We start from the raw sequence: 22,737 nt of genomic DNA, 5'->3' as shown, positions 1-22,737 counted from the left end.
CTTCTCCGCGCTGGTGCGCCACTCCACCGTGCCGGATCCCGAGCTCCGGGCAACGACGCGCGGTGCGCTTTTCCCTTGTCCGGTGGGGAAGCTGAGGATGCCCGAGGGCACCCCTCGCACGTCTCCCCGGGCCACGGCTGACTCGGCGCCGGCGTTCAGCCACTCACCGATCCCGGGCGCTGCGCTCGCCGGTGGCGACCGTGTAGCGGGTGGCGACCTGGTGGTCGTACGTGATGTGGGTAAGGAAGAAGTCCCGGACGTCCTCGGCGAGCAGCTCCGGCACCTCCATCGCGGCGAAGTGGCCACCGCGGTCGAATCCCGACCAGTGCCGGATGTCGTACAGCCGCTCGGCCGGCGGTCGCACCGACTGCGTGATGTCGTGTGCGAACACCGCCACGCCGAGTGGCACCCGGCACGGCTGTGGGTCCCCGCGGGGTGTCGTGGTGGAACCGGCCCGAGGAGACCGCGGTCGCGGTCAGCCAGTACAGCGAGATGTCGGTGAGCATCCGATCGTCGCTGACCGGCGTGGCGGGGTGGGTCCACTGCGCGAACCGCGGCGAGGGTCTGTCCAATGGGTGGCCCTGTCCCGTAATCGACTCTGCCCGGCGTCGGCGCGGCAAGACCGACACCGTCGACGCCGAGGCTGCCGCCCGGGCCGCGCTGTCGGGCATCGCCCGGGCGCTGCCGAAGAGTGGCGACGGGCAGGTGGAAGCGTTGCGCATGCTCCGGTTGGCGAAGCTCCAGGTAGTCGCGGGTGCGTTCGTCCTGCGGTGCAACGCGGCGTTGGCCTGCCTCAGGTGCTGGGCGGTCCGACCGGCAGTGTGAAGGTGCGTATCGTGCGCCCCGTGGGCACGGCCGGCACGGTACTTCCGGTGATCCTGTACGTGCACGGCGCGGGCTGGGTGTTCGGCAACGCGCACACCCACGACCGGCTCGTGCGTGACCTGGCCATCGGGGCGAACGCCGCGGTCGTCTTCCCCGAGTACGACCGTTCGCCCGAGGTCGGCTACCCGGTCGCACTGGAGCAGTCCTACGCGGCCGCGCAGTGGGTGGTCAGCAACGGCGCGGACAAGAACCTGGACGCCAACGCGGATCGCGGTCTCCGGTGACTCGGTGGGCGGCAACATGGCCACCGCGCTGACCCTGCTGGCCAAAGAGCGCGGCGACGTGCGCTTCGTCAAACAGGTGCTGTTCTACCCGGTCACCAACGCCGCGTTCGACACCGACTCCTACGAGCAGTTCGCCGAGGGCTACTTCCTCTCCCGCGAGGGCATGAAGTGGTTCTGGGACCAGTACACGCTCAGTGAGGAGGAGCGCGGCCAGATCACTGTCTCGCCGCTGCGGGCCAGCCTCGAGGAACTCGCCGGTCTCCCGTCGGCCCTGATCATCTCCGCCGAGGCCGACGTGCTGCGGGACGAGGGAGAGGCCTACGCCGCCCCTCTGCGTCAGGCCGGCGTCGCCGCGACCAACGCCCGCTTCGGCGGCATCGTCCACGACTTCCTCATGGTCAACGCCCTGCACGACACCGAAGCCGCCAAGCACGCCGTCCTCCTGGCCGTCGCCAGCCTCAAGGAAGCACTCAGCACCACCGCATGACCCTCCCCGACGGCGGCCGCCCACAACCAACAGGCGGCCGCCGCTGAAGCCGTAAAATACATCGGGAGTGAAGGCAAGCATCCAACTACCCACGGTTAGGACCAGCATGAGTGACTCGCAGACGCGTACTGCACAGATCATCGACAATACAGAGGCAAACAGGTACGAAGCCTTCGTCGACGGTGAGCTTGCTGGTTTCGCCGAGTACATGCGCACCAAGAACCTCATCGCCTTTGTTCACACGGAGGTGAACGCGGGTTACGAAGGCCAGGGCATCGGTGGAGCGCTGGTCCGTTCCTCACTGGACACGGCACGTGCTGCCGGCCTCGCCGTGCTGCCCGTCTGCCCCTTCTACACGGGCTGGATCGCCCGGCACCCCGAATATCGGGAGCTCGTCTACACGAACAGAAGCAAAGTGAACGACTGATGTCCGCGCCACCTTCTGATCCTGGGGATGGCACGTGGCGGCCCGGATCCAAACGCTACGAGGGTGCTGGTATCTCCGTCAGCTATGAGTCCCGGCTCTGCCTTCACCAGGCCGAGTACATCAAAGGCCTACCGACTGTCTTCGACGTCGAACGCAGGCCGTGGATCGATGCCGGCGCCGAGCCGGCCAACGACATAGCCGAAGTAGTGCGGCGCTGCCCCAGCGGAGCCCTGCAGTATCACCTGTCCGGGGAGCGCGATGAGGAACCGTCGCTGCCCACTCAGATACAGCGGCATTCGGACGGGAGCCTGCATATTCGGGGTGACCTGCAGATAACAACAGCGTCGCATGTCCGTCGTGAAACGAGGGTCATACTGTGCGGATGCAGCCTATCTACCAATCAGCCTTTCTGTGACCATGGTGGACGCTGTGCGCACCAGTTTTGAGAATCTTCGGCTAGCGGGACCTTGGGCATCCGTCGTCGTATGGTGGATCCATGGATAACAAAACCAATTCGTTGTCGGCCACCGAAATTCAGGCATGGCGTGGCCTGCTGCAGTTGAACGAACTACTGGTCAGCCGCACGACTCGTCCCATCCAGAACGAGTTCGGGCTATCCGAAGCGGATTGTGCTGCGCTGACAGAATTAACTCGGGGTCCTGAGGGGTGGATTCACATCTCAGACTTGGGCAATAATCTGGGATGGGAAAAAGCAGGCTGACCATCAACTTGGCCGCATGGTGAAACGGGAACTTGTCGTCAGGAGGGAATACGTCGCCGACAGGCGAGGGGCTCTCGTTGCTGCCACCCAGACAGGGCGATCCATTATCGCCATGGCCCTCCCTCGGCACGCCGAGGAATTCGCAAAGCATTCTTCGACCATCTCTCTCCTGAACAAGTAGTTCTGCTTGTGGCGATCACCGATCGCATCATCAAGGTGATTCGCGCCGATATCGAAGCTCCCTGAACGCTCTACCTGCCTTACGGCATGGGGGAAAAATGACACAGGCCACCGAGACGCAGCGGACCGTCATCATGACCGTGGACGATGACCCGGGAGTATCCCGGGCTGTCGCTCGGGACCTGCGACGGCGCTACGGCGCCTCGTACCGGATCGTGCGTGCAGAGTCCGGTGAGTCCGCACTCCAGGCGCTGCGCGAGTTGAAACTGCGCGGTGACCTGGTGGCCGTGCTCATGGCCGACCATCGCATGCCGCAGATGAACGGCATCGAATTCCTCGAGCAGGCCATGGACATATACCCGAGCGCGCGGCGCGTACTGCTGACCGCATATGCCGACACCAACGCGGCGATCGACGCCATCAACCTCGTCGACCTCGACCACTACCTGCTCAAACCCTGGGACCCGCCGGGGGAGAAGCTCTACCCGGTCCTGGACGACCTGCTCCAGGCATGGCGCACCGGCGACCACCGGCCGGTGCCCAGCACCAAACTGATCGGGCACCGCTGGTCGGCACGTTCCTCGGAAGCTCGGGAATTCCTGGCCCGCAACCAGGTGCCCTACCGCTGGTACTCTTCCGACGAGCCCGAGGGACAGCGACTGCTGTCGGCCGCGGGCCAGGACGGACAGCGATTGCCCATAGTGATCACCCCGGACGGCACACCGCTGGTGGAGCCGGAGACTGCCGATCTCGCAGCGCGCGTGGGCCTGGCGACAACCCCGGCCACCGACTTCTACGACCTGGTCGTCATCGGGGGCGGTCCGGCCGGCCTGGGCGCGGCTGTCTACGGCGCGTCGGAGGGGCTGCGCACCGTGCTGGTGGAACGATCGGCGACCGGCGGGCAGGCCGGGCAGAGCTCGCGGATCGAGAACTACCTGGGCTTCCCCGACGGCGTTTCCGGTGGCCAGCTCACCGACCGCGCCCGCAGACAGGCGACGAAGTTCGGTGCCGAGATCCTTACCGCACGCGAGGTGACGGGGCTCGAGGCCAGCGGCGCGTCTCGGATCGTGCGATTCTCCGACGGCTCGGCGATTGCTGCCCACAGCGTGATCCTCGCGACCGGTGTGTCCTACCGCCAGCTTCCCGCCCCGGGCGCCGACGCACTGACCGGCTGCGGCGTTTTCTACGGGGCGGCGCTGACCGAGGCAGCTTCCTGCGAAGACCACGACGTGTACATCGTAGGCGGCGCCAATTCCGCAGGCCAGGCAGCAATGCACCTGGCACGCAACGCCAAGTCGGTAACGCTGCTGGTTAGAGGACCGTCATTGGCAGCATCGATGTCGCATTACCTGATCCAGCAGATTGAGCAGACACCCAACATCCGGCTGCGATGCGGCACAGTCGTCGAGGCCGCACACGGCTCCGGTCACCTGCAGCAGCTCACCCTACGTGACACGCAGACCGGCCACAGCGAACTCGTCGACGCACAGTGGCTGTTTGTGTTCATCGGCGCCGCCCCGCGCACCGACTGGCTGAACGACACCGTGCTGCGCGACAGGCGCGGCTTCATCCTGGCCGGACCCGACCTCACTCCCGACGGCCGCCCCCCGGCCGACTGGGAGTTGGACCGGCCGCCGTATCACCTGGAAACCAGCATCCCCGGCGTCTTCGTGGCAGGCGACGCACGCGCAGAGTCCGCCAAGCGCGTCGCCTCCGCCGTCGGCGAGGGAGCCATGGCCGTCATGCTCGTCCACCGTTACCTGGAGCAGTCATGAGCAGACGCTCCCTGCCGTGCAGCGCACAGGAGATCAAGCAGCTCTTCTTGTTCGAGAAGCTGACGCCCGAGCAACTGGGACGGCTCTGCGCCGACGGCCGGGTGGAGCTGTTCGAGCCCGGACTCGTCTACACCGAGGGCCAGCCCGCGACGTGCTTTTACGTGATGCTCGAGGGCACAGTCGTCCTCTCCCGCCAGGTCGGCGGAGACGACATAGAAGTCAACCGAACCAGCCGGCCCGGGGTGTACGCCGGCGCCATGCAGGCCTACCTCGGGGACCGGACACCGCAGGTCTACAACAACACTCTGCGTACCACCGAGCCCACGCGGTTCTTCGTGCTGCCGGCAGACACGTTCGCGGGCGTCATGCACGAGTGGTTCCCGATGGCCGTCCACCTGCTGGAGGGCCTGTTCTTCGGAGTGAAGAACACGCAACAGGCCATCGGACAGCGAGAACGACTACTGGCCTTGGGGTCGTTGTCAGCAGGGCTCACACACGAGCTGAACAACCCGGCTGCCGCGGCCGCCCGGGCAACCGCCACGCTGCGTGAACGCGTGGCCAAGATGCGCCACGAACTTGCCGTCATCGCCGAGGGCCCTTTCACCCGAGAGGCGCTCGCCGAGCTGATCGAGTTCCAGGAGCAGACGGCCGAACGGGTAGCCAAGGCGCCTTCACTCAGCCCGCTTCAGGCCGCCGACCGGGAGGACGCCCTCACGGAGTGGCTGGAGAACCGAGGCATTGAGCAGAGCTGGCAGATGGCGCCAACCTTCGTCCAGGCCGGCCTGGACAGCGAGTGGCTGGACCAAGCCGCGGCGCTGGTGGACGACCCGACCCTGCCGGCGGCGATCGGCTGGCTCAACTCCACAGTCGAGACCGAACTGCTCATGAACGAGATCACGGGTTCCATTGCTCGCATCTCGCACCTGGTCGACGCCGCCAAGCAGTACTCACAGCTGGACCGAGCGCCCTTCCGTATGGTCGACGTCCACGAGCTGCTCGACAGCACCCTTCTCATGCTGGCGGGCAAGATCGGCTCGCAGATCACTGTCGTCAAGCAGTACGACGAGACCCTGCCGAAGGTCCCCGCATACCCAGCTGAACTCAACCAGGTATGGACCAATCTGATCGATAATGCAGTCGCCACCATGAACAGCGCCGGTGGAGACGGAACACTCACCGTGCGGACCGCACGCGCCAACGACCAGCTGCTCGTGGAAATCCAAGACACCGGCACCGGTATCGACCCTGAAATCCGGGACCGGATCTTCGACCCGTTCTTCACCACCAAACCAGTGGGCGAAGGCACCGGACTCGGTCTGGACATTTCCTGGCGCATCGTTGTCAACAAACACCATGGGAGCCTCCGAGTCGAGTCAATTCCCGGGGACACCCGCTTCCAGGTACTACTTCCACTCACCGCATCCCAACTCGACGTGACCAAGGAGTCAGCATGACCAGCAACACCGAAATCGACCCCACCGTCCCGCCGAGCGGCACCGGCTGCGTCGAGTGCCAAGAGACGAATGGCTGGTGGTTCCACCTAAGGCGCTGCGCGCTCTGTGGGCACGTCGGCTGCTGCGACAGCTCACAAGGGCAGCATGCGACCGCTCACTACCGGGCCACAGGACATCCAGTAGTCCAGAGCTTCGAGCCCGGAGAAGAGTGGTTCTGGGACTATGCCTCGAACGACGTACGTGAGCCCGGACCCGTCCTCGCCGCGCCCAGCAGCCACCCCCAGAACCAGCCCGCACCAGGGCCGGCAGGACGGGTACCTGCGGACTGGGTGCGATTGCTCCACCGCTAGTAGGGCTTGCCAACACAACATTGCCGATGCACGAGTTACCGCCTGCGTCAAGAATCGGCTAGCGCATACCCTGCCCGCTCACCCAGGTCAGCGCGCTGAGGATAAGCGCATCCTGCTGAGATCGCACCAACATGGCCGAGTACAACGCCGAAGACCGAATAGCGATCGCTCGGACGTACTTCGAAAAGGTGGACGCAGGCGATCCCACACTTCTCGATGTGTTCACGGATGCCGTACAGGTCTACTTCCCTAAGATCGGAACCGCTGGCGAAAAGGGAGCGGCTATCGAGTTGATCCGTACGCTCACCACTGCGGTACGCGAGTTCGTCCACGACAAGAACTCGATGATCTTCACATACTCGGGTGACCGCCTTGCCGTCGAAGGCAACGAGGGTGGCGTACTTTCAGACGGGACGGTATGGCCCCAGAACGGTAAAAGCGAGGGCAGTTACTGCAACATTTTGAGTTCAGAGGAAACCTGATCAGTCGGGTGCACATCTATGTCGACCCTGACTTCGCGGACAGGCACGACATTTTCTAGAGTCGATGTTTGAAGCGAGTCTTCGGGACCCGGCCTCGCCGATCATGCCAGGACCCACATGCCCTACCTGGCCCGGATGCCGCAGTGTCCGCGCCGGCGCGTTTCCAGGCGTGGGCGAAGGTGTGCCGCCAGCGGTGGGCGTGGACCCCGCTCAGCCCGGCGGCCAGGCCCCGGCGTTTGAGCATGATCTTGATGCCGTTGGGCTGCAGAGGGCGTCCGCCGCTTTCGGCGAGCCACAGCTGCGGCAGATCAGCGCCATTGTGCCTGTCCCGGGCCCGCAGGTAGCGGGAGACGGCCCGGGCGGTGCGGGGCCCGAACCTCACCCGGCGGTCCTTGCTGCCCTTGCCGTGGTAACGCACCGAGTCGGTGTTCAGGTCGATGTCCTCCACCAGGAGCCGGCCGACTTCGGACAGGCGGGCGCCGGTGTTGCACAGCAGCCGGATGATCGCTTCGTCCCGCAGCTGGGTGAACGCCTTGCCCTTGCAGGTGGCCAGCACCTTGGGGGTGTCCGCCTCGGGCTGACCGGCACGAGCTTGCCGGGGGTCTTGGGCTGTTTGACGCGCTCCATCGGGGAGCGGTCGATCTCTTCCTCCTCGAGCAGCAGCCACTTGAAGAACTGCTGCAGGGCTTTGTGCTTGTTCAGCGCGGTCGACGCCGATCGGGTGTCGATCATCCAGGCCTGGAACGCCTCGATGTGCGCTTTGGACACCGCGGCCGGGTCTTCGGCCGCGTCGTCCGCGTCGGGGTCCGGGGAGTGCTCGGCCAGGTACCGGGCCAGCTGGCACGCGGCCAGCAGATAGTTGTACCGGGTCGTCTGCGGGTAGTTCCCCGCCCGCAGCGACCGCTCCCAGTCCCGCACAAACCCCGACCACACCCGCGACAAACCAACAACCATCTTGTTCAGTTCCAGCAGGGGCATCGGTGAAAAGCCTCCGAGTCAAGGTGTCGATGAAACGGCGTGCTCTTCCTCGAAGGCGGGACCGGAGCGATGAGAAAAGGGCCCCCGCAGGTGTTGACCTGCGAAGACCCTTCACACCGTCGGGACGGCGGGATTTGAACCCACGACCCCTTGACCCCCAGTCAAGTGCGCTACCAAACTGCGCCACGTCCCGGTGCCGGTCTGAACTGGGGTTTGTTCACCCCGTCGCCGTGCATCAGAACCATACCGCATCCGGGGGACCGCTCGCTCAGGGTGGGCCTTGTGGGGGGGAGGTGGTCGCCGACCGGGGCGCGGTGCCACCAGGCGCCCGTCGTGCGGCGTTCCCGCCGGGTCGTGAAGCGGTAGCGGTACAGGCGGGCGCGGATGTGGCGGGGTGGCGTGGTGGGGAAGGGATTCACGCGCAGGAGGCGGAGGGTGGCGGGGTCGCCGGACAGCAGGCGGTCGGTCAGGCGGCGCAGCCAGGGGGACGGGGTGTACGGGGTCAGGGCGGCGAACCACATCAGCCAGTCCAGGCGAAGGTGGAACGGCGCGAACTGCCGGGGCAGGCGGTGGACGTCGCCCGGCTTGCCGTGGAACTCGTACGCCCGCCAGTCGGCGGCCTCGCCCGCCGCCGGGTCGTCGTTCGTGCCCTCCAGGACCACCTCGTGGCGCTGCCGCGTCACGCTGCCGAACGCGCCGTAGGTGTTGACCAGATGGAGGCTGTTGTAGGCGCGGTTCATCTCCTGGGCGGGCGAGAGCAGGTTGCGGACCGGGCGGTAGCTCAGCACCGCGACCAGCGCCGCCGCGGTCACCACCGTCACCGTGAACCATGCGGGCGCGTCCGGCCGGTCGGCGGGTGGGGAGGGAAGGAAGGGCAGGTGGCGGGCGGCCAGGGCGCCGTCCACCGCGGCGACGGCGAGGATCATCGTCAGCCAGTTCAGCCACGCGAAGTTGCCCGAGGCGACCAGCCACAGCTGGGTGACCATGATGACGGCCGCCGCCCAGGTGGCCACTGGTTGGGGCACGAAGAGCAGGAAGGGCACGACGAGCTGCGCCACGTGGTTCGCCGCCGTCTCCACCCGGTGCACCCGGCGCGGCAAGTGGTGGAAGAACCACGACAGCGGGCCGGGCATCGGCTGCGTCTCGTGGTGGTGGTAGAGGCAGGTGAGCTTCCGCCAGCACGAGTCGCCGCGCCACTTGATCAGGCCGGCGCCCAGCTCGACCCGGAAGACGAGCCAGACCATCAGATAGAGGCCGACGGTCGGCGGGGCGATGTCGTCGTTGCCCAGGAAGACCGCCAGAAAGCCGGCCTCCAGCAGCAGCGATTCCCAGCCGAAGGCGTACCAGATCTGCCCGATGTTGACGATGGACAGGTACAGCAGCCACAGCGCGGCCCACAGCGCCATCGATCCCCACAGCGGCACCGCGTCCGCGGCTCCCGCCACCACCGCCGCGGCCAGGGCCGCGCCGAGCCAGGCGACGGTGTCGAAGAGGCGGTCGGAGTACCGCAGGTGGAAGAGGCTGGGGGCCCGGCGGAACGGTATCGCCCGCAGGTACGCGGGCGCGGGCGTCAGGCCGCGCTCCCCGGCCAGGACGCGGAACTCGCGGACGGCCGAGAGGAACGCCATCAGGTACACGAGGGCCAGTCCCCGCTGCAGCACCAGACGGCTCAGCCAGGCGTCGGGGTGGGCGATCCAGTCCATGGTCCATCCGTACCACCGGACGGCGCTCCCGGCGCGGCGGTCAGGCGGTGGCCTTCTCCGAGGCCGCGCAGGCCGCCAGTCCCACCATGATCAGCACCACGCCGGCGAACACCTCGTACCCGTCGAGGAAACCGATCCGGTGCACCATCGTCCACGGCCTGAACCAGTCCGCGAAGTGGTGCGCGACGCTCCCCGCGCCCTGCAGGATCAGCAGGACGCCCGCGGCTTCCAGGATCTTCTTCATGACCACAGGCTAGGAACGGCCCGCCCGCCCGGAGTCGGCCGAAGGCATCGGCCCCTACGACTTCGGTAGCCGATCATCGTCACCCGGCACGTCACCCGGCGCGTCACCCGGACGGGCGGCAGGAGAACACGGCAGGGCCGAGGGCGACTTCCTGCCGCGCGCCTGGCTACCGTGGCCCGCATGACCATCCGCGTGCTCCTCGTAGACGACGATCCCCTGGTCCGCTCCGGGCTGCGCCTCATGCTCGGCGCCGCGGCGGACATCGAGGTCGCCGGGGAGGCCGCCGACGGCGCGGAGGTCCTGCCGCTGGTGCACCGGCACACGCCCGACGTGGTGCTGATGGACATCAGGATGCCCGGCATGGACGGCCTCACCGCCACCGAGCGGCTGCGCGGCCTGGACCGGCCGCCCGAGGTGGTGATGCTGACCACCTTCAACGCCGACGACCACGTGCTGCGGGCGCTGCGCGCCGGGGCCGCCGGGTTCGTGCTGAAGGACACCCCGCCCGGGCAGATCGTCGACGCCGTCCGGCGGGTGGCCGCGGGCGACCCGGTGCTCTCCCCGGCCGTCACCCGGCGGCTGATCGACCACGTCACCGGCGCGGCGCCCGGTGCCCGGGACGCCCGCGCCGCCCGGCGCCGGCTCGACGCGCTCAGCGAGCGGGAACGGGAGGTCGCCCTCGCCATCGGCCACGGCAAGTCCAACGCCGAGATCGCGACCGTGCTCTACATGAGCCTGCCCACGGTCAAGACGCACGTCTCGCGCATCCTGACCAAGCTGAGCCTCAACAACCGGGTGCAGATCGCCCTCCTCGCCTACGAGGCGGGGCTGGCCGGCGGGGAATCCTGAGCGTCCCCCGCTGTTGGCCATGGGGTGAACAGCGACGACAGCCCGAACGGCACGGACGCCGCGGCCCGGCTGCGGTCGGTGCGGTGGTCGATCCTCGACCGCGCGCTGATCCGCCGCGGCCAGTCGCCCGCCGACACCCTGCGGCAGACGGTGCGCTTCGCGCGGGAGGCCGAGACCCTCGGGTTCCAGCGGTTCTGGCTGGCGGAGCATCACGGGGTGCCCGGCGTGGCCGGGTCCGCGCCCACCGTGCTGGCCGCCGCCGTGGCCTCCGCCACCACGCGCATCCGGGTCGGCACGGGCGGGGTGATGCTGCCCAACCACCGGCCGCTGGTCGTCGCCGAGCAGTTCGGCGTGCTGGAATCGCTCTTCCCCGGCCGGGTCGACATGGGCCTGGGCCGCTCGGTCGGCTTCACCGGCGCGGTGCGGGAAGCCCTGGGCGCCGAGAAGGACGCGGCGGACCGTTTCGGCGAGCAGGTGGCCGAGCTGCTGCGCTATTTCGACGGCGCGGGGCCGGTCACCGCCCTGCCCGCCCGCGGGCTGCGCGTGCCCGCGTTCATCCTGGCGGTGGGCGCGGGCGGCGCGATCGCCGCCGGGCACGGCCTGCCCCTGGTGATGGCGCACCTGAACGACGAGGAACGGATGCTGGCCGCTGTCGACGGCTACCGCGCCGCGTTCCGGCCCTCCGCGCACGGCGAGCGGCCCTACGTGGTCCTCGCGGTGAACGCGGCGGTCGCGGAGACGTCCGAGGAGGCAGCGCTGCTCCAGATCCCGGAGGCGTGGGCCACGGCGTACTCCCGCACCCGGGGCGTCTTCCCGCCGCTCGACCCGCCCGAGGAGGTCCTGGCACGCCGGATGACCGAACGCGAGCGCCGCTTCTTCGAGCAGGCCCGCGGCGGCCAACTGCACGGTGACGAGGCCGGGATGACCACAGCGCTGGCCCGGCTGGCCGACCGTACCGGCGCCGACGAACTGCTGCTGACGCTCACCTCGCACGGCGACGCCGGTCGGCTCGACTCCTACCGCCGGCTGGCCCGCCTCGCCGGGCTCGGCGCCGCCGCCGCACCCGCCCCGGCGGCCCGGGGCCGGTCCGCCGCGTAGCCGAGCCGGGCCGAGCCGGGCGGTCGGCGGCGGGCGCCGGACGTCACTCCGCCGGCACGACGCCGCGCGCGATCCCGAGCTCCACCAGGTCCTGCGGCCGGAGCCGGAGCTGTTCGGCCGTCTCGCGTACCTCGTCCGGTCCGCGCTTCAGGATCGAGACGGCCTTCTCGGGCGCGATCACGGAGTAGTAGCTGTCCGCCGTCACCCACGTGTGCCCCGGGGACGTCAGCGCCACCGCGCCGCCGGAGCCGCCCTCGCCGACCAGCAGCGTGGTGACCGGCGTCCGGCAGCCGGCCACGGCGGTGATCGTCTCCGCGATCGCCGCGCCCACGCCGTCGCGCTCCGCCGCCGCGTCGTTGGCCGCGCCGGGCGTGTCCACCAGCGTGAGCACCGGGATCGACAGCCGGTCCGCCAGCCGCAGCAACCGCGTGGCCGCCCGGAATCCGGCCGGGCTGGTCGCCGTTCCGAGCTGCGCCACATAGCCCACGCTCCGGCCGTCCCGGAGGCCGAACCCGCACAGGATGCCCGGGTCGGTGCTGGCCAGCGGCTCGCGGACGGTGAAGTACGCCTCCAGGTACGCCTGGGCGCGCGGCCGGTCCGCGGCCCTGGCCTGCTCGACGGCCCGCCAGCCGGTGTCCGGCAGTGGCGCCGCGCGCAGCGCCCGGGGCGGCGGCACCGGCCCCGTCGCGGGCGCGGTCAGCAACGACAGCCAGCGCGCCACCACCTCCGGCAGCTCGCCGGACGGCACGATCCGGTCGACCTGACCGACATCGAACTGCCCCTCAGCCGTGTAGGCGTAGGGATCGACGCCGTCCGGCCTGACCCGGGAGCCGGCGAAGCCGACCTGGACGCCGGGCAGCGACACCCGGACATCGGAGCCCGCGCCCAGCGTCGCCCAGCCGCCGCCGGTCACCGGCCCGGCCAGCACCGCGACATGCGGCAGGCCGGCCGCCCGCAGCCGCACCATCTGCCGGGCGATGCGCTGGAGCTGGGTCAGGGCGTGCATGCCCTCCTGCATCCGGCTGCCGCCGCTGGCGATCAGCGAGATGACGGGCAGCGACAGATCCCGGGCGGTGATGAAGGCGTTCTCGATGCGCTCGCCGGTGCTCTGGCCGATGGAGCCGCCGAGGAAGCCGAACTCGAACGCGATGAGCACCGCCTCGGTGCCGCCCACATCCCCGATACCGCAGACGACCGACTCCGACTCGCCCGTTCGCTTCCTGGCCCGCGTCCTGCTGTCGGCATACCCGGCCCAGCCGATCGGGCCGTCCGTGGCGGCGCCCGCGTCTCGGTGTGGCAGCTCGGTGAACGTCCCCGTCATCCAGGCGATCATGTCCCGCGCCGGGCCCGCCCAGCCGGGGGCGGCGGCGGCCGTCACACCAGCTCCCGCTTGAGGATCTTGCCCATGTCGTTGCGGGGCAGGGCGGCCAGGAAACGGACCTCGCGCGGGCGCTTGTGCGCGGCGAGCTGGCCCGCGACGTGGTCGGTCAGCTCCTGCGCGGACGGCGGGCTCGTCGCCTCGCGCGGCACGATCCAGGCGATGATGCGCTCGCCCAGATCCGGGTCGGGCGCGGCGGTCACGGCGGCCTCCGCGACGCCGGGGTGTGCCAGTAGCGCGTTCTCGATCTCGCCGGCGCCGATCTTGTAGCCGCCGCTCTTGATCAGGTCGGTGGACTTGCGCCCCACGATCCGGTACCGGCCCGCCGCGTCCCGGGTCGCCATGTCGCCGGTGCGGAACCAGTCGCCGTCGAACGCCTCGGCGGTGGCCTCGGGGCGGTTGAGGTACTCGGTGAAGAGGTTCGGTCCGCGGACCTGGATCTCGCCGACCGTCTCGCCGTCGTCGGCGGTCAGCGGCTGCCCGGCGTCGTCGACCAGCCGCAGCTCGACGCCCGGCAGCGGCACCCCGACCGTGCCGGTCGCGGGCGGCATGTCGGCGCGCACGCTCGTGTTCATCATGGTCTCGGTCATGCCGTACCGCTCGATCACGCGGCGGCCGGTCGCGGCCAGAATCCGCTCGTGGTCGGGCAGCGGCAGCGGCGCGGAGCCGGACACCAGCAGCCTCGCCCCCGCGAGCGCGGCCGCGAGGCCCGCGTCCCGGCCCGCCGCCTCGGCCAGCCGGTGGTACATCGTGGGCACGCCGAAAAGGACCGTGCCGTCCCCGGCGAGCGCTTCGGCCACGCCCTCCGGCGAGAAACGTCCCAGGTGGTGTACGGTGCCGCCGCGCCGCAGCGGGCCGAGCACGCCCAGCACCAGACCGTGCACATGGAACAGCGGCAGCGCGTGCACCACCACGTCCCGCGAGGTCCACGCCCAGGCGTCGGCCAGCGCGTCCAGCGTGCGGGCGATCGCGCGGCGGGAGAGCACCACGCCCTTGGGCGGGCCCGTGGTGCCCGAGGTGTAGACGATGAGGGCCGGACGTTCTTCGTCGGGGTCGGCGTCCCCGGCGGGCGTGTCACCGGTGTCCGTACCCGGCGGCCGGGCGTCGACGTCGATCCGCTCCAGGGTGGCCAGCGCGTCGGGCAGCACCGCGCCGGGCGGCGCCAGCACCAGCGTGGGCGCGCTGTCACCGACGATGTGCGCCAGCTCGCGCGCTCCGATCCCCGGGTTGACCGGCACGGCGGGCACTCGGGCGAGGAGCGCCGCCACCACCGCGACGGCCGTCTCGGGCTCCGGGGTGGCCCACACGGCGACCCGCCGGTGGCCCGCGAGCCGTCGCGCCAGGGCGCCGGCCGCGCCGCGCAGTCCGGCGTAGCTGAGTATCCGGCCGCCGAAACGCAGCGCCGGCCTGGATGGCGCGCTGTCCAGGGCTGGGAACAGAGGGCTCATCTGCCTCATGCTAGAGCCTGGGCAGCCTGCCCCGGAGGGTCAGTCGCCGCTGGTGGTCTGTGGGAAGAATGACAGGTACGCCTCGATTGAGTCGCCGAGACCGTGGGCGAACGGGTCGTCGAAGTACCAGATCAGGAACAGCAGGAACGTGATCAGCGCGCTGAAGAGCCCGGCCAGCACCAGCTCCCGGCCCGAGCGCTGGATCTGCAGCGCGAACACCATGCCGACCGTCACGGTCGCCCCCGCGATCAGTCCCACCCACACCACGCCGGGCATGGTGGGCTGCGCGCTGTTCCCGCGCCCGACGCGTGCCTCGTCCACGATGGCCACCTGGTCCACCAGCCCCTGGTACGCCTGGACTTCGCGCACTGTCTCCGGTTCCGGCGCCAGCACGGTGGTCCGGAGCCGCGCGAGCAGCTCGTCGCCGTGCTCGGTCAGCTCGCCGTGGTCCACCATGTGCGACCACTCCTCGCCCGCCGCGTAGCCGACGTAGGCGGTGATGTCGGCCTGGATGCCGTCCCGGGTCTCCGCCGGGAAGACCTCGGCCCGCTCGTTCATCTCGTGCAGCGCCTGGGCCTCCCGGCTCACCCAGGCGTCCGCCTCGCCGCGGGCCTCCCAGACGCCGGCGATGGCCAGGCCGAGGACGATGGCGTACACCACGCCGATCATCATTGTCATGTACTCGATGACATCGGGCGTCTCGGACGGGTCGTCGTCCTCGCCGGCCCGGCGCTGCCGCACTACCGCGGCGAGCAGCACGACCGCGCAGGTCGCCAGGACGGCGAGAGTCAGCACAAGCCATTCGGACACCGGAACCTCCTAGTCGGTCCCGGGGCGGGAACCGGGGCGGGAACGGGGACGCAGCGCCGCGGCGGCGAGCACGGCGGGGGCGACGATCAACAGCGTGCGGCTGACGAGCGAGCCGCCCCGGTCGGGCGGGTCGCTGTCCGCCGGCAGCCGGACGGCGGCGGGCAGCTCGGACGGCGAGGGCGTCGGCGACGGGCTGGGCGACGGGGACGGCGTCGGCGTGGGGGGCGCGGGCGAGGTCGTCGACGGCTCGGGGTCATCGGGCTCGGGCGGGGGCGACGGCGACGGCTCCTGGGGCGGCGTCGGGGAGGGCTCCGGCTCGGGCGCCGGGGAGTCACCCGGTGACGGTGACGGCGACGGCGACGGGGACGGGGACGGGGACGGGGACGGGCTGGGCGACGGGGACGGCGTCGGCTCCGCGGAAGGGGTGGGGCTGGGGGTGGGTGTGGGCGTCGGCGTGGGCGTCGGCGTGGGGCACGGCGGGGGGGTTGGCCACGGCGGGTGGGGGAACGGCGGCCAGGGGAGGAGCAGGGGCCAGATCGGCTCGGTCGGCGGGGGACACCGGTCGGGCGGCCGGCCGTGCCCCTGGGCCTGGCCGCCCGCGGCGACGGCCACCACGAGCGCGGCGCAGACGGCGGAGGCGGCTATCGCTCCCGTCCGGCGTGCGCGCTGCCTCGGTCTCATCACGGAGCGATCCTGCGCACGCGCCGGGTCCGCCACGACGCGCCGGGCGGATATTCGCCGGATCGGGTGAATTTTGGCCGCAGGAGGATTGGGCACCGGATTCCCGTGCTGTCACACGGCGTTGACGAGGGCCAGTCATGGATCCCAGTCCCACAGCGGGCCCGGGTCGGTGTGCGTCGCGCCGGGCACCTCGTTGTGGCCGGTCATCCGGGACCGGGGCCGGGGGGATGCCGTACACGGCGCAGAGGTGCGCGGTCAGGGCGGCCGACCGCTCGTCCACCGTGTCGGTGAACCACGCGGGCTCGTCCACCCAGCCCTCGTGCTCGATGCCGACGCCGCAGGAGTTGTACGTCCGGTTCCCCGCGTGCCGGCCGATGTCCTCCTCCCGGACGCGCTTGCGATCCGGCCGTTGGAGGCGACGACGTAGTGCGCGGAGACGTCGCGCGCCGGGTTAGGGAAGATCGCGACGGTATCCGCGAACGTCTCCTGCGCGACGTGGACGACGACGCACCGCACCGGATACGTCGCGGGGCGGCTGGAATCCGTGGGATTGGACGGGTCAGCGGGCGCCCACACGACGCCTGGGAAATCGTCGGCGGCGGCCTCCGCGCCCGGCACGGCGGCTCCGGGGTCCGCCGCGCCGGGCCAGCGCGCGGGCGTCGGACGCCGACAGGGCGGTGGCACCGGTCGCCAGCACGCGCCGCCGCGCGGCAGCGCGGCAGCGCGACGGGCGGGGGAGGGGCGGCGGCGAAGGGACCATGGCGTTCCTCCTCGTGGCGGGGCACGGACGGTCGGCCGTTCACCCCGCTCCGCCGCGTGGAAGGCGGGGCGGCGCGCGGCGACCGCTCTCATGCGGACGGCGTGCCCGGCGCCTGCCAAGAAGCAGGCGTCGCCGCCACGGGGCGCACCCGAGGCGGTGTCAGGGGCGCAGCAGCGCGGCCGGGTCGTCCAGCGCCGCGCGCACGGCGTGCCCGGCCGCCCCGAGGAGCGGCCCGTCGGGTCCGAGCGGTGAGACGGTCACCGGCACCGGCGTGCTGCGGCCCCCCGCGGCCACGGTGGTGCGTCGGGCCAGCTCGCGGCTGACCGGCGTCAGCAGCCAGGGCGCCAGCCGGGACAGCGCGCCACCGATCACCACCCGGCGGGGATCCAGCAGGTTGACCGCGCCGGACAACGCGATGCCCAGCGCCGCCCCGGCCTGCCGGACGGCGCGCAGGGCGGTGGGATCGCCCGCCTCGCAGCGGGCGGCCAGGGCGCCGACCCGGACACCCGGACCGGGCCGCAGGCCCGCCGCCCGCAGCAGCGCCTCCTCACCCGCGTACGCCTCCAGGCAGCCGCGTCCGCCGCAGCGGCAGGGGCGGCCCTCGGGACGCACCGGCAGGTGGCCGAGCTCGCCCGCGAACCCGTGGGCGCCGCGCAGCAACTCGCCGTCGATCACGACCGCCGCGCCGATACCGGCCTCGGCCGAGACGTGCAGGAAGCTGTCCCCGGCGCCCCGGCCCGACCACAGCTCGGCCAGCGCGGCGAGGTTGGCCTCGTTCTCCACCGTGACCGGGCCCAGGTCCCGGGGCAGTGGCCCGCCCAGATCGGCGTTCCGCCAGCCGAGATTGGCGGCGTGCAGAACGGTTGCCGTGTTCCGCACCACCAGACCGGGCACGGCCACCGCCAGCCCGGCCGGGCGCAGCCCCGCCTCCGCCGCTTCCGCCACGGCCGTGCGCAGCATCGCCGTCAGCTCCCCGAGCACGGCGTCGGGTCCGGCGCGGTGGCCGTCACGGCGTTGGGTCTCCCGGCGGTCGCGCACCCGCACCTCGCCGCGCAGGTCCATGACGCACACGGCCAGGTGGTCGACTCCGATCTCGGCGCCCACCCCGCACGGGCCGCGGTCGGCGATCAGCAGCCCGGTGCCGGGACGTCCCACGCCGCCGGGACGGCCGGGGGGCGGCTCCCGCTCGGTCAGCAGGCCGCCGCGGAGCAGCTCGTCCACGAGCGTGGACACCGCCGCCCTGGTCAGGCCGATCCTGGCCGCGACCTCGGCGCGCGAGAGCGGCTCCCCGGCGACGAGGGCGTGCAGCACGCGCGCCAGGTTACGGCGCCGGATCTCGGACTGGGACAGGGCGGCGGGCTCGGCCATGATCGGGTCTTCCTGGTCTCTCAGGGCCGCCGCAGAAGCGCGTCGGAGTCGTGCGGGAGCCGCACGGCCCGGGTGGCGGCGGCGGACGCGGGTTCGTTCTCCCGCGGCCAGGCCCACGTGGTGACCGTGCAGGAGGCCGCCGGAACGCTGCCGATCCGCTCCGCCCACGCCGTCGGCGCGCCCAGCTCGGCGACCAGCCGGTCCCGCTGCGGAGCGGAGCGGGTGTCGTTCCACAGCAGCGCGTCGCGCGCCGGGCGGCCCGCGCCGTCCAGCGTCACCAGGCCGTGCCGCTGCCCGGCGACGGCCGCCGCCCGCCCGGCGGCGGGCCCGCAGCGTCCGACGGCCTCCGCCAGGGCTCGCCGCCACTCCTCGGGATCACCGCCGTGCCCGGGCGCCATCCTGTGCGACGCCTGCCTCCGGGCCATGATCGCTCCCGTGGCGGCGTCGACCACCAGGACCTCGGTGGACTGCGTAGAGCTGTCCACTCCGATGACGAGCGGGCCCTCGGGCGTGGCCATGGGCACGGTCCTTCCTCACGGCCGGGGAACGGATCTCCCCGGCGGGCGCGAGGGCATCCTATTTGTCAACGGCCTTGATGAATCCCGCCGACCGGGGACCGGACACCGGGCCGGCGGGCCATCAGCACCAGCAGGCCCAGCACGACGAGCCCCACGCCCGCCCAGGCCGCCCCGGTGAGGCGTTCGCCGACGACCGCCACCCCCAGCGCCGCGGCCACCACCGGCTCGAACAGGCTCAGCGTCGTGGCCGCGCTCGCCCGGACCCGGGCCAGGCCCGTGCCGAAGAGCACATACGCCAGCCACATCGGGATCACCGCCAGATACGCCGCCACCGCCAGCCCGCGCGGCTCGCCGAGCAGCGCGCCGCCCGTGACCGCGAAGAGCGGCAGCAGCACGGTCGCCCCGAGCCCGAACAGCGCGCCCATCACGGCGCGCGAGGAGTGCCCGCACCGGATGAGGCGGGCACCGGAGTACGCGTACGCCGCGTATCCGGCGCTCGCCAGCACGCCCAGGGCGACACCGCCGGTCACCCGCCCGCCCCCGGCGGCGCTCCCGTGTCCGGAAAGCACGAGGAGGGCGCACCCGAACGCGGCGGATCCCGTCGCCGCCAGCCAGCTCCGGGTCAACCGCGTTCCGTCCAGGACCCGTTCGAGCAGCGCGGCGAAGACGGGCGCGCAGCCGAGGCTGACCACCGTGCCGACGGCCACCCCGGCCCAGGCCATGGCCGTGTAGAACGCCAGCGGATAGACGACGACGCCCAGCGCGCCGAACAGCGCGCGGCGGAGCACGGCCGGGCCGCCCCGCAGCACGCCGAACGCCGACCGGCCGGCCAGGGCGAGGGTGAGCAGGCCGCCGACGCCCATGGTGGCCGCCCCGATGGACAGGGCGGAAGCGTCGTCGGGGGCGAAGCTCGCGGCGGTGCCGGTGGTGCCCCACAGCGTGGCGGCGGCCAGGATCAGAACGGGGCCCGCGGTCGGGCGTCGCACGGCGGCCGGCGCGGCGGCCGTCGGGGACGAGGGCGATGAGGCCGATGAGGGGGAGGAAAGCGATGAAGGCATGGTGAGGCGCGTCCTGCTCCGTCGAGGTCCGAGAAGTCGGGATCAGCGGGAGAGGGCGCGCCGGGGGACCGGCCGGGACGGTGGCGTCGGGCCGGTGGGGTGGGTCGGCGTGAGCCGCGCGCCCTCAGCGGGCGGACGGCGGCGGGGTGACGGTGTGCCAGGAGGACGATCGCATGCCGGGCAGCCTAGCGGGCGTGTGCCCGCGAGCGCCGCCGCAGAGCTCAGCGCCGGGGGCGACCGAGCGAGGCAAGTGCCCCCTCCAGGGCGAAGGTGGCCGCGCCCAGGCTCACGGGGGTGGCGGGGAGCGGGCTGAGCACGATCTCGGTGGCGGCCAGCGGGCGGCGCAGCGCGTGCCGGGCGACCGCCTCGCGGGCCAGCTCCAGCAGCGGGGGACCCAGCCGCCTGGCGACCCAGCCGGTGAGCACGATGACCTCGGGATTCAGCAGGTTCACCAGGTCGGCGAGGGCAGCGCCGAGATAGCCCGCCGTGCCCCGCAGCACCTGGTCGGCCACCGGGTCGCCCTCGACGCAGCCCCGGGCCAGCCGGGCTAGGGTGGCGGCCACGTCGCCCGGGGCGAGCAGCGGACTGTCCGGGCTCGTCTCGCGCAGGTTGCGCATGATGCCGGGCGCGCCGATGTACGACTCGACGCAGCCCCGTCGGCCGCAGAGGCAGGGGCGGCCGTCCAGCACCAGCGTGGTGTGCCCCCACTCGCCCGCGCTGTTGGACGCCCCCCGGTGCGGGGTGCCGCCGAGGGCCAGCCCGACGCCGACGCCCGTGTCCAGGCTCACCACCACCGCGTCGTCCCGGCCGCGTGCCGCGCCGAACCAGAGCTCGGCGACCAGACAGGCCCGCAGCGGGGTGTCCAGATGCAGCCGGTACGGAACGCGCTCGGCCAGCAGCCCGAGCAGCGGCACGTCGTGCCAGCCCCAGTCGGCGGCGAAGACGGACACCGCGCCGTCGCGGTCCACCATGCCCGGCACGCTGACGCCGACGCCCAGCACCCGTGGCTCGGCCGCCGCCCGGGCCGCCGCCGACCGCACGGCGGCGGCGATCCGGCCGGCCACTCGGACCGGGGCGCGCTCGCCGCGCCGCAGCTCCTCGTGGCCGCGCGCCAGGACACGCAGCGCCAGGTCGACGACCTCCACGTGCACATGGGTCTCGGCGACGTCCACGCCGATCAGCGCCCCACCGCGCGGGTTGACCGCGAGCAGGCCGCGCGGCCGGCCGCCGCCCGAGTCCTCGAAGCCGGCGTTGACGAGCAAGCCGTGGTCCAGAAGCTCGCCCACCAGCGTGGCGACGGTCGCCAGGCTGAGCCCGGTCGCCGCCGCCAGCCGGGGGCGGGAGACCGGGGACTCCGCGATGGCCTGCCGGACGAGGCGGTAGCGGTTCGCCGTGCGGATGTCGCGCGAGGTGCCCACCTCACTCCCCGCTGCCGTCTTTGCCCTTCCGGCGGAACCATCGGCGCTTCTTCGGCCCGCCGGACCGGCTCCGCCGCCCCGAGCCGTATATCCATCCGGCGGGCGGCTCGTCGGAACGCCATGGCTGGGGGGCGGGCGCGCCGTTCTTCCAGCGCTCGCTCAGCATGCGGGTCCTGGCCGCCGGCTCCCGCACCTCGGCACCGCGCACGAAGCTCTCGTCCAGCACGATGTCGTCCCACTCGTCGCCCTTCGGGTCGTCCCGGCCCGTCGGCTCCGTGCCCATGAGCTGCCTCCCGTCCACCCTCGGTGCGCGACAGTCCCACCACACGGTGAACGCGACGCGCGGCCGGCTGGTTCCTCCCCCAGGCGCGGCACTCCGGGGCGACACCGTACCGAAGGGGTGCCTAGCCCCGCGCGTCCGGTGCCGCCGCGTCCGCCCGCCGCTCCCCGCGCGTCGCGTACAGGCTGGTGGCGGTGGTGACCACCAGCACGGCGCATATGACGCCCAGTGAGACGGGCGTGCTGATCTCGGGGGTGTGCACACCCGATTCGTGCAGGGCATGCAGGACGAGCTTGACGCCGATGAAGCCGAGAATGACGGACAGCCCGTACGACAGGTGCACCAGCTTCTCCAGCAGGCCGCCGATCAGGAAGTACAGCTGGCGCAGGCCCATCAGCGCGAAGGCGTTGGCGGTGAACACGATGTAGGCGTCCTCGGTCAGGCCGAAGATGGCCGGGATCGAGTCCAGGGCGAAGAGGATGTCGGTGCTGCCGATCGCCAGCATCACGATCAGCATGGGGGTGATGAGACGGCGGCCGTTCTCCCGCACGAACAGTCTGGTGCCGTGATACCGGTCGGTGGCGGGGAAGCGGCGCTCGACCATCTTCAGGAAGCGGTTCTCCTCGTACTCCTCCTCGGGCTCCTCGGCCCGGGCCTCCTTGATGAGCTTCCACGCGGTCCAGATGAGGAAGGCGCCGAAGATGTAGAACACCCAGGAGAAGCTCGCGATCAGCGCGGCGCCCGCGGCGATGAAGCCGGCGCGCAGCACCAGCGCGATGAGCACACCGACCATCAGCACCCTGGCCTGATACTGCGTGGGCACGGCGAACTTGGTCATGATCAGCACGAAGACGAACAGGTTGTCCACGCTGAGGGACTTCTCCGTGACATACCCCGCGAAGAACTCACCGGACGGGGTGCCGCCCTCCACGAGCAGCAGCCCGAGGCCGAACAGCACGGCGAGCACGACCCAGATGACAGTCCACGTCCCGGCCTCCCTGAGCGTCACCTCGTGCGGCTTGCGCCCGAAGAAGAAATCCACGGCGATGAGCGCGCTGAGCACCACCACCGTGAGCACCCACATGGTCAACGAGACGTCCACTGTTCCTCCGTCATTCTTCCGCTCCGGGCGTCCGCCCGGTCGGGCAATCCCATGGCGCG

General features: G+C 71.5%; 24 protein-coding genes, 1 tRNA gene and 3 pseudogenes. 12 read left to right on the top strand and 16 right to left on the bottom strand.

Features of this window, described 5'->3' with window-relative positions; all coding sequences use genetic code 11:
• Nucleotides 1-163: 163 nt before the first annotated feature.
• Nucleotides 164-397, bottom strand: a complete 234-nt coding sequence (locus OIE51_RS01230) for a hypothetical protein (protein WP_326594548.1) — start codon at nucleotides 395-397, stop codon at nucleotides 164-166.
• A 38-nt stretch (nucleotides 398-435) separates the two neighbouring features.
• Here OIE51_RS01230 and OIE51_RS01225 point away from each other — a divergent pair, with 38 nt between their 5' ends.
• The 9 genes and pseudogenes from OIE51_RS01225 to OIE51_RS01185 all read left to right on the top strand — a co-directional run bounded on the left by OIE51_RS01225 (nucleotide 436) and on the right by OIE51_RS01185 (nucleotide 6,985).
• On the top strand, nucleotides 436-825 hold the full coding sequence (locus tag OIE51_RS01225; protein WP_326600811.1) for a hypothetical protein: 390 nt from the start codon (nucleotides 436-438) through the stop codon (nucleotides 823-825).
• Nucleotides 798-1,596: pseudogene (locus tag OIE51_RS01220) on the top strand (alpha/beta hydrolase); the annotation flags it as partial. The gene OIE51_RS01225 and the pseudogene OIE51_RS01220, both read left to right, overlap by 28 nt.
• Before the next feature lie 106 nt (nucleotides 1,597-1,702).
• Entirely contained in the window at nucleotides 1,703-2,023 is a 321-nt protein-coding gene (locus tag OIE51_RS01215; protein ID WP_326594826.1) for a GNAT family N-acetyltransferase, read from the top strand.
• Complete coding sequence (locus tag OIE51_RS01210) at nucleotides 2,023-2,469, top strand: (4Fe-4S)-binding protein (protein WP_326594825.1); 447 nt, start codon at nucleotides 2,023-2,025, stop codon at nucleotides 2,467-2,469. Before OIE51_RS01215 ends, OIE51_RS01210 begins: the two co-directional genes overlap by 1 nt.
• A gap of 50 nt (nucleotides 2,470-2,519) precedes the next feature.
• Nucleotides 2,520-2,744 carry a hypothetical protein gene (locus OIE51_RS01205; protein ID WP_326594823.1) on the top strand — a complete coding sequence of 75 codons (225 nt, stop codon included), beginning with the start codon at nucleotides 2,520-2,522 and terminating at the stop codon, nucleotides 2,742-2,744.
• Between the two features lie 278 nt (nucleotides 2,745-3,022).
• Nucleotides 3,023-4,699, top strand: coding sequence for an FAD-dependent oxidoreductase (locus OIE51_RS01200; RefSeq protein ID WP_326594822.1), 1,677 nt, complete (start codon nucleotides 3,023-3,025; stop codon nucleotides 4,697-4,699).
• Nucleotides 4,696-6,153, top strand: coding sequence for an ATP-binding protein (locus OIE51_RS01195; protein ID WP_326594820.1), 1,458 nt, complete (start codon nucleotides 4,696-4,698; stop codon nucleotides 6,151-6,153). Before OIE51_RS01200 ends, OIE51_RS01195 begins: the two co-directional genes overlap by 4 nt.
• Entirely contained in the window at nucleotides 6,150-6,503 is a 354-nt protein-coding gene (locus tag OIE51_RS01190) for a UBP-type zinc finger domain-containing protein (protein ID WP_326594819.1), read from the top strand. Before OIE51_RS01195 ends, OIE51_RS01190 begins: the two co-directional genes overlap by 4 nt.
• A 131-nt stretch (nucleotides 6,504-6,634) precedes the next feature.
• Nucleotides 6,635-6,985, top strand: coding sequence for a hypothetical protein (locus OIE51_RS01185; protein ID WP_326594817.1), 351 nt, complete (start codon nucleotides 6,635-6,637; stop codon nucleotides 6,983-6,985).
• A 55-nt stretch (nucleotides 6,986-7,040) separates the two neighbouring features.
• Here the strand turns inward: OIE51_RS01185 and OIE51_RS26795 are convergent, their stop codons facing one another.
• The 5 genes from OIE51_RS26795 to OIE51_RS01165 form a co-directional block, all read right to left on the bottom strand.
• Entirely contained in the window at nucleotides 7,041-7,490 is a 450-nt protein-coding gene (locus OIE51_RS26795) for a tyrosine-type recombinase/integrase (RefSeq protein ID WP_442812030.1), read from the bottom strand.
• Entirely contained in the window at nucleotides 7,415-7,963 is a 549-nt protein-coding gene (locus OIE51_RS01180; protein WP_326594816.1) for a phage integrase N-terminal SAM-like domain-containing protein, read from the bottom strand. Before OIE51_RS01180 ends, OIE51_RS26795 begins: the two co-directional genes overlap by 76 nt.
• A gap of 119 nt (nucleotides 7,964-8,082) precedes the next feature.
• Nucleotides 8,083-8,156 (bottom strand) — tRNA-Pro (locus OIE51_RS01175).
• Entirely contained in the window at nucleotides 8,134-9,666 is a 1,533-nt protein-coding gene (locus tag OIE51_RS01170) for a lipase maturation factor family protein (RefSeq protein WP_326594815.1), read from the bottom strand. The genes OIE51_RS01175 and OIE51_RS01170 overlap by 23 nt, the downstream gene beginning before the upstream one ends.
• Before the next feature lie 40 nt (nucleotides 9,667-9,706).
• Entirely contained in the window at nucleotides 9,707-9,910 is a 204-nt protein-coding gene (locus tag OIE51_RS01165; protein WP_326594814.1) for a hypothetical protein, read from the bottom strand.
• A gap of 180 nt (nucleotides 9,911-10,090) precedes the next feature.
• Between OIE51_RS01165 and OIE51_RS01160 the strand changes: the two genes are divergently transcribed.
• Complete coding sequence (locus tag OIE51_RS01160) at nucleotides 10,091-10,759, top strand: response regulator transcription factor (protein WP_326594813.1); 669 nt, start codon at nucleotides 10,091-10,093, stop codon at nucleotides 10,757-10,759.
• Between the two features lie 78 nt (nucleotides 10,760-10,837).
• Nucleotides 10,838-11,857 (top strand): MsnO8 family LLM class oxidoreductase, encoded by a 1,020-nt coding sequence (locus tag OIE51_RS01155; protein WP_326600452.1) that lies wholly within the window; start codon nucleotides 10,838-10,840, stop codon nucleotides 11,855-11,857.
• A gap of 43 nt (nucleotides 11,858-11,900) precedes the next feature.
• On the opposite strand, the gene OIE51_RS01150 is transcribed toward OIE51_RS01155, so the two are convergent.
• The 3 genes from OIE51_RS01150 to OIE51_RS01140 are packed head-to-tail and all read right to left on the bottom strand — an operon-like array spanning nucleotide 11,901 to nucleotide 15,493.
• On the bottom strand, nucleotides 11,901-13,190 hold the full coding sequence (locus OIE51_RS01150) for a carboxyl transferase domain-containing protein (RefSeq protein WP_326600451.1): 1,290 nt from the start codon (nucleotides 13,188-13,190) through the stop codon (nucleotides 11,901-11,903).
• Between the two features lie 41 nt (nucleotides 13,191-13,231).
• Nucleotides 13,232-14,683, bottom strand: coding sequence for an acyl-CoA synthetase (locus tag OIE51_RS01145; RefSeq protein WP_326594812.1), 1,452 nt, complete (start codon nucleotides 14,681-14,683; stop codon nucleotides 13,232-13,234).
• 39 nt (nucleotides 14,684-14,722) lie between these two features.
• Nucleotides 14,723-15,493 carry a bestrophin-like domain gene (locus OIE51_RS01140; protein ID WP_326594810.1) on the bottom strand — a complete coding sequence of 257 codons (771 nt, stop codon included), beginning with the start codon at nucleotides 15,491-15,493 and terminating at the stop codon, nucleotides 14,723-14,725.
• A gap of 94 nt (nucleotides 15,494-15,587) precedes the next feature.
• Between OIE51_RS01140 and OIE51_RS01135 the strand changes: the two genes are divergently transcribed.
• Entirely contained in the window at nucleotides 15,588-16,244 is a 657-nt protein-coding gene (locus tag OIE51_RS01135) for a hypothetical protein (RefSeq protein WP_326594809.1), read from the top strand.
• Nucleotides 16,245-16,309: 65 nt separating this feature from the next.
• Here the strand turns inward: OIE51_RS01135 and OIE51_RS01130 are convergent.
• The 7 genes and pseudogenes from OIE51_RS01130 to OIE51_RS01100 all read right to left on the bottom strand — a co-directional run bounded on the left by OIE51_RS01130 (nucleotide 16,310) and on the right by OIE51_RS01100 (nucleotide 22,678).
• Nucleotides 16,310-16,934, bottom strand: a pseudogene (locus tag OIE51_RS01130) (N-acetylmuramoyl-L-alanine amidase).
• Nucleotides 16,935-17,093: 159 nt separating this feature from the next.
• Nucleotides 17,094-18,302 carry an ROK family transcriptional regulator gene (locus tag OIE51_RS01125; protein ID WP_326594807.1) on the bottom strand — a complete coding sequence of 403 codons (1,209 nt, stop codon included), beginning with the start codon at nucleotides 18,300-18,302 and terminating at the stop codon, nucleotides 17,094-17,096.
• 47 nt (nucleotides 18,303-18,349) lie between these two features.
• Nucleotides 18,350-18,820 (bottom strand): annotated as a pseudogene (locus tag OIE51_RS01120) (FGGY family carbohydrate kinase); the annotation flags it as partial.
• Between the two features lie 65 nt (nucleotides 18,821-18,885).
• On the bottom strand, nucleotides 18,886-19,806 hold the full coding sequence (locus OIE51_RS01115) for a DMT family transporter (RefSeq protein ID WP_326594806.1): 921 nt from the start codon (nucleotides 19,804-19,806) through the stop codon (nucleotides 18,886-18,888).
• Between the two features lie 293 nt (nucleotides 19,807-20,099).
• A complete protein-coding gene (locus OIE51_RS01110; protein WP_326594804.1) occupies nucleotides 20,100-21,296 on the bottom strand; it encodes an ROK family protein in 1,197 nt (398 codons plus the stop codon).
• Between the two features lies 1 nt (nucleotide 21,297).
• Nucleotides 21,298-21,579 (bottom strand): SGM_3592 family protein, encoded by a 282-nt coding sequence (locus OIE51_RS01105; protein WP_326594802.1) that lies wholly within the window; start codon nucleotides 21,577-21,579, stop codon nucleotides 21,298-21,300.
• A 121-nt stretch (nucleotides 21,580-21,700) separates the two neighbouring features.
• On the bottom strand, nucleotides 21,701-22,678 hold the full coding sequence (locus tag OIE51_RS01100; protein ID WP_326594800.1) for a TerC family protein: 978 nt from the start codon (nucleotides 22,676-22,678) through the stop codon (nucleotides 21,701-21,703).
• Nucleotides 22,679-22,737: the final 59 nt, after the last annotated feature.

The organism is Streptomyces sp. NBC_01803 (assembly GCF_035917415.1).
GTDB lineage: Bacteria > Actinomycetota > Actinomycetes > Streptomycetales > Streptomycetaceae > Streptomyces.
This window is presented reverse-complemented; position numbering and strand designations above follow the sequence as displayed.